Source organism: Ramlibacter sp., from assembly GCF_035554825.1.
In the GTDB taxonomy this organism is placed as follows: domain Bacteria; phylum Pseudomonadota; class Gammaproteobacteria; order Burkholderiales; family Burkholderiaceae_C; genus Ramlibacter.
In genome coordinates, this window is record NZ_DATMHS010000007.1 from 1 (window position 1) to 11,676 (window position 11,676).

Annotated in this window: 12 protein-coding genes; 3 read left to right on the forward strand and 9 right to left on the reverse strand. The window is 71.0% G+C overall.

The window, feature by feature from the left end:
* Window positions 1–145: 145 nt before the first annotated feature.
* On the reverse strand, window positions 146–1,312 hold the full coding sequence (locus VNT59_RS00285) for a mandelate racemase/muconate lactonizing enzyme family protein (protein WP_325495474.1): 1,167 nt from the start codon (window positions 1,310–1,312) through the stop codon (window positions 146–148).
* Window positions 1,313–1,530: 218 nt separating this feature from the next.
* Between VNT59_RS00285 and VNT59_RS00290 the strand changes: the two genes are divergently transcribed.
* On the forward strand, window positions 1,531–1,779 hold the full coding sequence (locus VNT59_RS00290; RefSeq protein WP_325495476.1) for a hypothetical protein: 249 nt from the start codon (window positions 1,531–1,533) through the stop codon (window positions 1,777–1,779).
* Window positions 1,780–1,785: 6 nt separating this feature from the next.
* On the opposite strand, the gene VNT59_RS00295 is transcribed toward VNT59_RS00290, so the two are convergent.
* Both VNT59_RS00295 and VNT59_RS00300 read right to left on the reverse strand, forming a co-directional pair.
* Entirely contained in the window at window positions 1,786–3,159 is a 1,374-nt protein-coding gene (locus tag VNT59_RS00295; protein ID WP_325495478.1) for an MmgE/PrpD family protein, read from the reverse strand.
* 31 nt (window positions 3,160–3,190) lie between these two features.
* Window positions 3,191–4,159, reverse strand: a complete 969-nt coding sequence (locus VNT59_RS00300; protein ID WP_325495480.1) for a tripartite tricarboxylate transporter substrate binding protein — start codon at window positions 4,157–4,159, stop codon at window positions 3,191–3,193.
* Window positions 4,160–4,323: 164 nt separating this feature from the next.
* Here VNT59_RS00300 and VNT59_RS00305 point away from each other — a divergent pair, with 164 nt between their 5' ends.
* Window positions 4,324–6,027 (forward strand): MFS transporter, encoded by a 1,704-nt coding sequence (locus VNT59_RS00305; protein ID WP_325495482.1) that lies wholly within the window; start codon window positions 4,324–4,326, stop codon window positions 6,025–6,027.
* 52 nt (window positions 6,028–6,079) lie between these two features.
* Window positions 6,080–6,496, forward strand: a complete 417-nt coding sequence (locus tag VNT59_RS00310; RefSeq protein WP_414708322.1) for an acyl-CoA thioesterase — start codon at window positions 6,080–6,082, stop codon at window positions 6,494–6,496.
* Between the two features lie 27 nt (window positions 6,497–6,523).
* Here VNT59_RS00310 and VNT59_RS00315 read toward each other — a convergent pair whose 3' ends face one another.
* The 6 genes from VNT59_RS00315 to VNT59_RS00340 all read right to left on the reverse strand — a co-directional run.
* Entirely contained in the window at window positions 6,524–7,525 is a 1,002-nt protein-coding gene (locus VNT59_RS00315; RefSeq protein ID WP_325495485.1) for a GNAT family N-acetyltransferase, read from the reverse strand.
* 14 nt (window positions 7,526–7,539) lie between these two features.
* Window positions 7,540–8,013: a hemerythrin domain-containing protein gene (locus VNT59_RS00320; RefSeq protein WP_325495487.1), complete on the reverse strand. Its 474-nt coding sequence runs from the start codon at window positions 8,011–8,013 to the stop codon at window positions 7,540–7,542.
* A gap of 70 nt (window positions 8,014–8,083) precedes the next feature.
* Window positions 8,084–9,370, reverse strand: a complete 1,287-nt coding sequence (locus tag VNT59_RS00325; RefSeq protein WP_325495489.1) for a hypothetical protein — start codon at window positions 9,368–9,370, stop codon at window positions 8,084–8,086.
* On the reverse strand, window positions 9,367–9,678 hold the full coding sequence (locus tag VNT59_RS00330; RefSeq protein ID WP_325495490.1) for a DUF2249 domain-containing protein: 312 nt from the start codon (window positions 9,676–9,678) through the stop codon (window positions 9,367–9,369). The genes VNT59_RS00325 and VNT59_RS00330 overlap by 4 nt, the downstream gene beginning before the upstream one ends.
* Window positions 9,679–9,737: 59 nt before the next feature.
* On the reverse strand, window positions 9,738–10,781 hold the full coding sequence (locus tag VNT59_RS00335) for a TRAP transporter substrate-binding protein (RefSeq protein WP_325495492.1): 1,044 nt from the start codon (window positions 10,779–10,781) through the stop codon (window positions 9,738–9,740).
* 41 nt (window positions 10,782–10,822) lie between these two features.
* Window positions 10,823–11,676, reverse strand: an 854-nt coding sequence (locus VNT59_RS00340; protein ID WP_325495494.1) for a TRAP transporter large permease subunit, incomplete at its 5' end; no start/stop codon positions are given.

Below are 11,676 nucleotides of genomic sequence, written 5' to 3' on the forward strand. Positions count from 1 at the left end.
TAAGCGAACGGCGGCGCGACGAGTCGATGGACGCCTGGCTCAAGCAGGCCGACGACGCCTTGTACCAGGCCAAGGAAACGGGCCGCAATCGCGTGGTGCGCCGCGCCGGTTCGGCTTAACCGAAGGTGGACGGCGCCCACCGCCGTCAGCTGCTCAGCGCCTGCATTTCGGCGTACAGGTTCGACTTGCCTTCGAAGCCGATGCCGGGCAGGTCCGGCATCGTCACGTAGCCGTCGACCACCTTGATGCCGTCCGGGAAGCCGCCGAACGGCTGGAACAGGTCCGGGTACGACTCGTTGCCGCCCAGGCCGAGGCCGGCCGCGATGTTGAGCGACATCTGGTGCCCGCCGTGCGGGATGCAGCGCGAGGCCGACCAGCCGTGCTGGCGCAGCATGTCGAGCGTGCGCAGGTACTCGACCAGGCCATAGGAGAGCGCGCAGTCGAACTGCAGCCAGTCGCGGTCGGGCCGCATGCCACCGTAGCGGATCAGGTTGCGCGCATCCTGCATCGAGAACAGGTTCTCGCCGGTGGCCATCGGCTTGGCATAGTGCTGCGCGAGTTCGGCCTGCAGCTCGTAATCGAGCGGGTCGCCGGCTTCCTCGTACCAGAACAGGTCGTACTGCGACAGCGCCTTGGCGTAGTCGACGGCGGTCTTCAGGTCGAAGCGGCCGTTGGCGTCGACGCACAGGCGCTCGCCGTTGTTCAGCATGCCGAGCACGGCCTCGATGCGGTTGCAGTCCTCGGCCAGCGAGGCGCCGCCGATCTTCATCTTCACGACCGAGTAGCCGCGGTCGAGATAGCTTTGCATCTCGGCCTTGAGCTTGTCGTTGTCCTTGCCGGGGTAGTAGTAGCCGCCGGCGGCGTAGACGAACACGCGCGGGTCCGGCGTGCCGTTGCCATGGCGCTCGGCCAGCAGCTGGAACAGCGGCTTGCCCTCGATCTTGGCGACGGCGTCCCACACCGCCATGTCGATGGTGCCGACGGCGACCGAGCGCTCGCCGTGGCCCCCCGGCTTCTCGTTGGTCATCATCGCGGCCCAGACCTTGTGCGGGTCGATGGTGCCCTGCCGGTCGTCGAGCAGGCTCTCGGGCGCGGCCTCCAGGATGCGCGGCGCGAACCGTTCGCGGATCAGGCCGCCCTGGCCGTAGCGGCCGTTCGAGTTGAAGCCGTAGCCGACCACGCGCTTGCCGTCGCGCACCACGTCGGTGACGACGGCCACGAGGCTCAGCGTCATTTTCGAGAAATCGATGTAGGCGTTGCGGATGCTGGAGCTGATCGGCTTGGTGACTTCGCGGATTTCGGTGATCTTCATGCGTGTGGTTCCATTTCGGGGCCGCCGGCGACAGCCGGCCGGCGGTGGCACGGCGTGCGGCCAGCAGGCCGAGTTGTCGTCCCCGCTGCTCGCGCCTCCCGCGCCGGGTGGCATTCTCCCAGACCGACCGCCCTGCCGCTCCCGCCGGCCGCGCCGGCCGGACGACGAATTCGGGCCGCACGATGAAACCTCGGGGCCCGGCGCGACTCTCACCAGCGATGGATTTCCCGCAGTTCGCGCACACCGTCGGCCTGGCGCTGCCGACCCCCGCCTACCTGATCGGCCTGGTCCTGTTCGGGCTCGTCGGCATGCTGGCGTGGGCCCACGGCAAGCGCAGCCGGCGCCCCACCACCAAGTGGCTGGGGCTGGCGCTCATGTTGTATCCCTACGCCGTGCCGCAGACCTGGCTGCTCTACGCGGCGGGAACCGCGTTGACCGCCTGGGTCGCCTGGTCCTGGCGCCGCTGAAACGGCCTACGCCGGCACTGCCAGCCGCGCCAGGGCGCGCAGGTCCGCGGCGCCGCCGGTTTGCCAGCACGCCTGGATCAGGCGGGCGGTGGCGTCCGCGCCGAGCACCTGGTCGGCCAGGCCGTGGAACTTGCCCTCCAGCTGCGCGTCGCTCATCGGGTTCTGCAATGAACCGATCGCGTGCTCCACGAACACGTGCACCCGCCGGCCGTCGGTGAGGATCGCCGTGACGTCGGCGCTGGCTTCGTCGATCGAGTTGTCGACGGTGGCCACCACCTTGGCGCGCAGCGCCACCATGTCCGGCCGGTTGACGATCTCGTCGGAAAACTCGTCCTCGCCGGCGCGACCGAAGGTCAGGCCCGCCGCGCAGCCGTGGTACACGCTGAACTTCGCCTGCAGGCCGTCGGCCGGCGTCTTCTTGCCGGTGAGCTCCAGCACCAGCGAGTGCACCTTGAGCTCGATGCGCTCGACCTGCTCGGGCGTGACGCCTTGCGCGCGCAACTGGGCGCAGGCATCGATGCTCGGGTGGATCACGATGCCGCAGGCGAACGGCTTGTAGGTGTTGAAGGAGATCTCGAAGCGCTGGCCCAGTTCGTCGGTGGCCTCGCGCCAGTCGCACTTGGTGGAGATGGTCTGGACCATGCCGCGCGGCGCCTCGATCGCCTTCGGGCTGGCGGTGAAGCCGCTGCGCGCCAGCAGCGCCGACATCAGGCCGGCACGCGCCGCGCCGCCCGGATGGAAGGGCTTGGTCATGGTGCCGAACTGCTCGCGCATGCCCACCGGCTGCGAGGCGGCGATGCCCAGCGCCATCTGCGTGCGCTGCGCATCGAGCCCGAGCAGGCGGGCGCAGCCGGCGGCCGCGCCCAGCGTGCCGGTCGAGCCGGTGATGTGCCAGCCGCGGTCGTAGTGGTCCGGGTACATCACGTTGCCGATCCGGCACGACACGTCGATGCCCAGCACCAGCGCGTCGATCAGCTGCCGCCCGGAGGCGCCGGTGTGCTCGGCCAGCGCCAGCAGCGCCGAAGCGACCGGCCCGGCCGGGTGGATGATCGTCTTCAGGTGGGTGTCGTCGAAGTCGAAGGTGTGCGAGGTGATGCCGTTGACCAGCGCGGCGCTGGCCATGTCGACCCGGTCCCGGCGTCCGAGCACGGTGGCCTGCGGCGCCGGCTGCAGCGCGCCCACCGCGCCCAGCGCGGCCTCGGCCGACTCGTGGCCGGCCGCGCCGACGGCGCAGCCGACCCAGTTCATGAAGGTGCGGTGCGCCTCGTGGTCGACGGCGTCGCTCCAGCCGCGCGAGGGATGGGTGGCGACGAACTGCGCGAGCTGCTGCGTGATCGGCGGGGCGTTGTGGTCGGCGGCGACCTGGGTGTTGCGGGCCATGTGAGGGTTGCCTTGTGCGAAAGAAAGTGGCTCAGCTGTCCAGCTGGATGCCGCGGGCCTTGGCGATCCGCGTCCAGCGCTCGATGTCGGTCTTCATGAACTGCGCGAACTGCTCGGGCGACATCGGCATCGGCTCGATCGCCTCCACCGACAGCTTCTCGCGCAGGTCCGGCGCCTTCAGCACCGTATTCAGCGTCTCGTTCAGCTGCTGCACGACCGGCGCGGGCATGCCGGCCGGGCCGACCACGCCGTACCACTGCTGCGCGTCGAAGCCCTTGAAGCCGGATTCGTCGAGCGTCGGCAGGTCCTTGAACTGCGGATGCCGCTTCAGGCCGGTGACGGCCAGCGGGCGCACGCGGCCCGACTTGATGTGCGGCACGGCGGCCGCCAGGCCAGGGAACATCGCCTGGGTCTGGCCGCCGATCAGGTCGGTGAAGGCCGGCGCGATGCCGCGGTACGGAATGTGCACCATGAACGAGTCGATCTGCTGCTTGAACAGCTCCATCGTCAGGTGGGTCAGCGAACCCTGGCCGGCGGAGCCGTAGCTGATGCGGCCCGGATTCTTCTTCACGTAGGCGATGAATTCGGCCACCGTCTTGACCGGCAGCGCGGCGTTGACCACCAGCACGTTGGGCGTGGCGCCGATCATGCCGATCGGCGTGAAGTCCTTGATCGGGTCGTACGGCACCTTGCGGGTGGCCGGGCTGGTGCCGTGGGTCGCCACGTAGCCCTGCATCAGCGTGTAGCCGTCGGGCGCCGAGCGCGCGGTGGCCTGGCTGGCGATCACGCCGCCGCCGCCGCCCTGGTTGTCGACCACGAAGGTCTGGCCCAGCACCTTGGCCCAGCGGTCGGTGACGGTGCGGCCCACCATGTCGCTGCCGCCGCCGGCGGCCACCGGCACGATGTAGCGGATCGGCTTGGCGGGGTAGGCCTGGGCCCGGGCGAGGCCCGGGGCGAGGACCAGGGCCGGTGCGGCCTGGAGCAGGGTGCGTCGTTGCATTGTCATTGCTTTGTATGCGCCATCGCGGCGATGGCTGGTCTCCGAACGAACCGGGATTGTCCCTTTTTCCCGGCGAGGACTTTCCCGTTACGGGAGGGCCCGGGCGGCTCGGCCGGGCCGGTGCCGATAATCGATGCCACCCAAGGACACAGAGGATGCCCCCGATGCGACTTCCCAATCTGCTGGCGACCCGCCGCGGCCGGCTGGCGGCCTTCTTCGGCCTGTACATCACCGAGGGCATCCCGCTCGGCTTCGCGGCGACGGCGGTGGCCACGCAGCTGCGGCGCCAGGGCGTGGGGCCGGCGGAGATCGGCGCGTTCGTCGCGTCCTTCTATCTGCCCTGGGCATTCAAGTGGGCGTTCGGTCCGGTGGTGGACGTGTTCCGCTCCAAGCGCTTCGGCCACCGGCGCTTCTGGATCCTGGCCACCCAGCTGGTGCTGGCGGCCACGCTGCTGATGCTGATCGCGGTGCCGCTGCCCCAGGGCCTGGGCCTGTTCACCGTGATCCTGCTGGTGCACAACACCTTTGGCGCGATCCAGGACGTGGCGATCGACTCGCTCGCCTGCAACACGCTCAGCGAGGACGAGCGGGGCCTGGCCAACGGCCTCATGTTCGCCGGCGCATCGGTGGGACAGGCGATCGGCGGCAGCGGCGTGCTGTTCCTGATCGCCTACACCGGCTTCCAGTTCAGTTTCGTGTTCGTGGCCGCCTCGATCCTGGCCGTGACCGGCTTCATCGTGCTGCCGATGAAGGAAACCCTGGCCCAGGGGCTGGCCGCCGCCGCGCCCGGCGGCGGCTGGCGCTCGGCGGCCGCGGAGATGAAGAGCTTCGCGGTGCAGTCGTTCCGCTCCTTCGTCGGCACGCGCGCGGCGTTTTCGGGCGTGTTCTTCTCGCTGCTGCCGGCCGGCGCCATGTCGCTGGGGCTGGCCCTGCAGTCGAACCTGGCGGTCGAAGTGGGCATGAGCGACGAACAGGTGGGCGCGCTGAACCTCTGGTCCTCGATCATCTCGGCGGGCGCGATGGTGATCGGCGGCTCGCTGTCGGACCGGCTCGGGCGCCGGCGCACGCTGTTCGCCTATACCGCGGCCATGAGCCTGCCGGTGCTGTACCTGATGTGGGTGCTGCAGCAGCATGGCTACGTGATGCCGCGGCCGCCCGGCGGCGCGCCGCTGCCGGACCTGATCGGCGCGCTGTGGATGTCCACCCTCGCCTACGCCGTGTTCCAGGGCCTCATGTACGGCACGCACGCGGCCATCATGATGGACGTGACCAATCCGCGGGTGGCCGCGACGCAGTTCACCGCGTACATGGCGATGATGAACCTCGCCATCTCGATCAGCGCCAGCTGGCAAGGGGTGGCCGTGGAGGCCTGGGGCTACCCGGCCACGCTGCTGGCCGATGCGGTCGCCGGTCTCGCGTGCCTCGCGCTGCTGCCGGCGATGAAGCGGCACGCCGGCTTCAGCGACGACCTGGCGCAGGGCCGCGCGCGCACATCGTCGCTGGTGCTCGGCATCGCCTGCCTGGCCTGGCTGCCGTACTGGGCGATGCACGAGGCGCTCGGCCGGGCCCAGCCGATCGTCGGCACCTTCTTCACGCTGGTCTTCATCGCCTCGGCGCTGTTCCTGCTGGCGGGCCGCGAGGTGCTGGGCGGCGCGGCCGGCGCCTGGCGCCGCGCCGCGCTGTGGATCGCGCCGCTGCTGCTGGCGATGTACGGCCGCTATTCGATCGGCACGCTGGACCGGCTGCCGGCGCTGCGCACGGCGGCGGACGCCCTGCTCTACCTGGTGCCGCTGGCCGGCGGCATCGTGCTGCTGGCCCTGGCGTCGCGCCGCTGGGAGGCGCTCACGCCGCAGGCGCAGCCGGCGTGAGCCCGTCGGTTCCGCCATTGCGGCCGGACGGCTCCCTGCGAGAATGGGCGATATGCGAGAGGTCCTCTACACCCAGCGCGTCGCGTTCGGCGATTGCGACCCGGCGCGCATCGTCTGGTTTCCCAACTTCTTCCGCTGGATCGACTCGGCGTCGCGCCACTTCTTCGTCGAGTGCGGCGTGCCGCCCTGGCACGAAACCGAGCAGACGCTGGGGATCATCGGCACGCCGCTGGTCGACACCCACGCGCGCTTCGTCAAGAGCGCCAGCTATGGCGACGAACTGACGATCCACACCACCATTCCAGAGTGGCGCACCAAGAGCTTCGTCCAGCGCTACCGCGTGATGCGCGGCGCCGACCTGATCATGGAGTGCGACGAGGTCCGCATCTTCGCGGCCCGCAGCACGGACGACCCCAAGGGCATCCGCGCGGTGCCGATACCGGCGTCGATTCGGGCGCTGTGCGCCTAGGGAAGCGCTGCAGCGGGCGCGCCGCCCTCAGGCGTCCAGCCGCCGCTTGAAGGCCAGCCGCTGCGACGGCCGGAAGCCGTTGTGCTGGAAGAACCCCAGCAGCGGCAGATGGGTCGACGCCACCAGCGTCTCCACCCGCTCGATCTGCAACGCCGCCAGGTTGGCGAACAATTCCTCCAGCAGCACCCGGCCGACCTGCCGCCTCGACTGGCCGACGTCGACGCCGATCGTGTCGACCACCGCCACCGGCGCCGCCCGGCCATAGTCGCCCAGGTCGGCGCGGGCCATCACGAAGCCGACGATCGCCCCCTGCCGCCGGGCGGCGAGCGAGACCCGGATGGCGGAGTCGTGCATCGCTTCGGCCAGCCGCGCTTCGATGTAGCTGCCCCGGTCGCGGCCGGTGATGCCGCGGTCGATGCGGACGATCTCGCGCAGGTCGTCGGGGCGCATGGCCCGCACTTCGGGCCGCTCCGACGCCATCCGCTCGTCGTCGTTGGCCTGCGGCGCGCCGAAGTCGACCTCGGCGCCCGGCCCGTGGCCGCGCGGCAGCGTGACCGGACCCTCGTGGGGCACCGGGCGCCGGTCCTTGTCCAGCGACACGTCGAGGACGTAGCTCGGCGCCAGGCGGAATCCCATCGCGCCCAGCCAGCCCAGCATCGCCGCGTCGCGCCAGGTCGCCGTCGTGTGCGCATCGCGGATGGCGTGGCGGCGGGCCCAGTCGGTCAGCACCTGGAACAGCCGGGCGCCGGCGCCGTGGCCGCGCGCGTCGGGACGCACGCCCACCATCTCCAGTCGCAGCCCCGGCTCGCTGCGGCCGAACTCGCCCTCCAGCACCCGGGCCAGGATGTAGCCGGCCAGGCCCTTGGCATCGCTGGCCGCGAACTGCGCGTGCAGCCTCGGCTCGCGCAGCGCGGCGGCCAGGCGCCGCTCGACGTAGTCGCGCCGCGAACGGCCCTCGATGTCGATGGCGACCACCGCCGGCAGGTCGTCGCGCGTCAGCGCGCGGATGGTGAGCTGTTCGATGGCCACGGGCGTGCTCCTCGTCAGACGGTGTAGGCAAAGGCCAGTTCGCGGTCGGCCTCCTCGTCCAGCAGGTCGTCCAGCAGCGGCAGCAGCGCCATCGTTTCCTTCTGGATGTGGGCCACCTGGCGTTCGACCAGCTCCAGCGCGAGCGGCCGCAGGGCGCTCCAGTCGCCCTCGCCGATGCTGCCCCCGGCGGCCTGCCGCGCCAGCGGCAGCAGCTCCTTGCAGACCTCGCGGATCGCCTCGTGCTCCTCCTGCATGAGCGCGGCCATCCCGCCGTCGCCGGACTCGGCCATGCGCGGGAACAGATGCTCCTCCTCGAAGCTGAAGTGCCGGTCGACGTCGTTCTCGAGCAGGCGCACGAGCTGGCCGACCAGCCCGGCGGTCGCGGCGTCGTAGCGCGCGTGGCGGGTGATCATCTGCTCCACCTGCCCGAGCAGCGCGATGTTGGCGCGGTGCTCGTCGTCGAGCATGCGGCTGACCTGGGAATTCATGGCGTCTCCACGGCGTATTCTGGTACTGGAATACCGGAATATGGCGGCGCGGCGGCGCCGCGGGTTTGCGCTAGCTCAAGGTCCCGGTCTTTTGCGCCAGCCGCCGCAGCACGATCAACGCGAACCAGCCGAAGGCGACGGCGCCGGCCGCGCCCACCAGCGCCGCCAGCAGCGCCAGCAGGGCGCTGTCGGCCGCCAACGCGAGCGCCAGGCCGGCCAGGGCCGCCGCATGGCAGCCGAAGTGGATCGCCAGCGCGCGGTCGTCGGTGAGGCTGGACGGCGTGGGCGCGCGGCGGCCGGCGCCGGCGGCGTGCATGGCGGCGAGAAACGGCAGGATCCGCTGCAGCATGCCGAGCAGAAAGCTCAGGAGCCACACGCCCGCCAGGCAGAGTCCGAACCACGCCTCCAGGCGCGGCAGCGGCCACCCGAGCACCAGCGCCAGCGCCACGGCGAGGCTCGCCGCCAGGCCGGCCCAGCCGAGCTTGACCAGGGTGAACGAGCGCCCGAGCTCCTGGCGCATGCCGCCGCGCAACGAGCGGCGCATCAGGTGCAGGTGCAGCGCGACGGCGAGGGCGGCCGCCGCCAGCGCGGCCAGCCGCAGCAGCCTGGGCTCGACTCCGAGCGCGGCGGCTGCCGCCAGCAGCAGGGCCGCCACCGCCAACGCGCACGACACCAGCTGCTCGCGCACCGGCGGCGTGTCGGACAGGGCGAACATCGGCACCAGGATGTACGACAGCCCCAGGGCGAGCACGCCCATGAAGCCGTACGGCGCGAAGACCAGGTGCAGGGCGAGCGTGGCGGCGCGCGAGGGCGCCGGCAGGCCCAGCCAGGTCGCGGCCAGGGCCAGCGCGCTGGCCAGCAGGATCGCGAGCGAGGCCAGCGCGGCCCACCCGTGGGCCAGCACGCCGGGCATGCCGCGGCCGCCGCGCAGATTGCGCAGCATCAGCAGGCCCCAGCCGACGAAGCTGGCCGCAACGCCGACCGCGCCGGCGGCCAGCCACAGGGGCCGCATCAGCCCCATGCCCAGCGCCAGCGCCGCAACGCAGGGGGTGTAGAGCCACCAGATGGCGGCCAGCAGGCGGTGCCCGGGCGCCGGCTGGCGGGTGGCGACCGGCAACAACTGCGCGCCGGCGCCGAGCGCCGTCATGCCCAGCACGCCCAGGGTCAGCAGGTGCAGCGCCGCGAGCGGCCAGCCGAGGCCGCCGCCGAACGACAGCCACTGCGCCGCGCCCGCCGCCAGCGCGATCCACGCCAGCACGTGGTACACGACGGCGGCGGCGAAAAAGCGCAGCGGGATCGACGCCGGCAGCAGCCGGCTGCGCGCGCCACCGAGAAAGAAGGCGCCGCTGGCGGTCACGCGATGCGCCGCAGCAGCAGGCGGACCTCGCCGGGCTCGCCGGCAATGCGCGCGGCCTCCCAACCGAGTTCCGCCAGTTCCGGATAGAGCAGCATCGGATCGCGATCGAGGTGGGCGATCACGGTCTCGCCGCCCGGCGCCGAGCGCACGCGCTTGAGGATCGCCACCAGCGGCTGCGGCGGCACCAGCCCGCGCACGTCGACGTGGCTGGCGCCCTGCTCGTGCCACTCGCGCGGCGCCGCGGCGGGCGGCACCGAACCGTCGCCGCCCGGCGGCGGGCAGCAGGCAGGCAGCGGCGCCGATGTCATGGCGCGATTGTCGGCCGTCGGCTCCCCGGCCGGCGCATCCGCCCTGCTCGCGGTGGGGTTCACCGGTCGTACTGCCGGCTCAGCGCGCGGGCTTCTTCCAGCAGCGCCGCCCCGTTCGCCCCCTTGGCCGAGACTTCCTTGACCCAGAGGCCGTCGATCTCGGCGGTCGCCTTCTCCCAACGCGCCATTTCGGCGGCCGACAGCGCGAAGACCTGGTTGCCGCGATCGGTCGCCAGCTTGTGGAAGGCAGGCACCACGCTGTCGAAGCCCTTCTCGCCGGCCCAGGCCGACGTTTCCGCGCCGCTGTTGTTGTCGATCACCTTCTTCAGGTCGGCCGGCAGGCTGTCGTACCTGGCCTTGTTCATCACGAAGGCGAAGATCGAGTTGGCGAACTTCGGCTGCCCCGCCGGAACGTCGAGGTGGCTCTTGGCGATCTCCTGCAGCTTGGCCGCCGGCACCCCCTCCCAGGGCACCATCGCGCCGTCGATCACGCCCTTGGCCATGGCTTCGGGCACCGCCGGCAGCGGCATCTGCACCGGGGCCGCCCCGAGCGCGGCCAGCATGCGCGAGTTCAGGCGGGTCGCCGCGCGGATCTTCATGCCCTTGAGCTCCTCCAGCGTCTTCACGCCTTTCGCGCTGGTGAGGTGGAAGGACGAGCCGTCGTTGGTGTGCAGCCACAGCGGCTTGACGCCCGCGTATTCCTCCATCGCGTTCTTCTGCACGAAATACCAGAACGCCTGGCTGGAACCCTTGGCGCTGCGGGTGAAGAACGGCAGCTCGAACACCTCGCTCTTGAGAAAGCGCCCGGCGGAATAGGTGGGGATGGTCCACACGATGTCGGCGACGCCGTCGCGGGCCTGGTCGAACAGCTGCGCCGGCGTGCCGCCGAGCTGCATCGCCGGATAGATCTGGCACTTCAGGCGGTCGGCCGACTCCCTTGCGATCTTGTCGCACCACGGCTGGATCAGGTTGGTGTGGACGTTGGACGTGCCGGGCAGGAAATGGTGCACCTTCAGCACCACCTGCTGCGCCAGGGCGGGGGCCATGGCCGCCGCCGCCAGGGCGAGGGCGGCCAGCTGCCGAAACGGGGACGGGATACGCATGCTTGTCTCCTTGGTTGTGACGAACGGACGCGGCGAAACGCTCAGGGATGGAAGGTGCGCACCAGCAGCAGCGACAGCACCGGGAAGAACAGCAGGAACGCGATGCGCAGGAAGTCCGACAGCAGGAACGGCACCACGCCCTTGAAGGTCTCGGTGAGCGGCACGTTGTGCGCGATCCGGTTGATCACGTACACGTTCATGCCCACCGGCGGATGCACCAGGCCGATCTCGACCACCATCAGCGCCAGGATCCCGAACCAGATCGACTTCTCGGTCGCGGCCAGGCCCCAGAAGTCCAGCCCCATCACCACCGGATAGAACACCGGGATGGTGAGCAGGATCATCGCCAGCGAATCCATCACGCAGCCGAGCAGCACGTACACCAGCAGGATCGCCACCATCACCAGCAACGGCGGGAAGCCGCTGCCCTTGACCCAGGCGGCCAGCTCGGTCGGCATCTGCGACAGGGCGAGCGCGGTGTTGAGCTGGTCGGCCCCCAGCAGCACCAGGAAGATCATCGCCGTGGTCTGCGCGGTGCCCAGGCCGACGTCCCACAGGCCGCGCCAGCGCAGTCCGCCGCCGGCCACCGCCAGGATGCCGCAGGCCGCGGCGCCGATCGCCGCCGCCTCGGTGGGGTTGGCCCAGCCGCCGTAGATGCCGACGATCACCACCACGAACACCAGCAGCACCGGCAGCACCACCAGCAGCGTACGCAGGCGCTCGATCCAGCCGACGCGCGGTCCCGCCGGCCCGGCCTGCGGCTTCCAGCGCACGATGATCTGGATCACCACCATGTAGCCGACCATCGCGATGACGCCGGGCAGGATCGCCGCCATGAACAGCTTGCCGATCGACTCCTGCGTCAGGATCGCGTAGATCACCAGCGGCACCGACG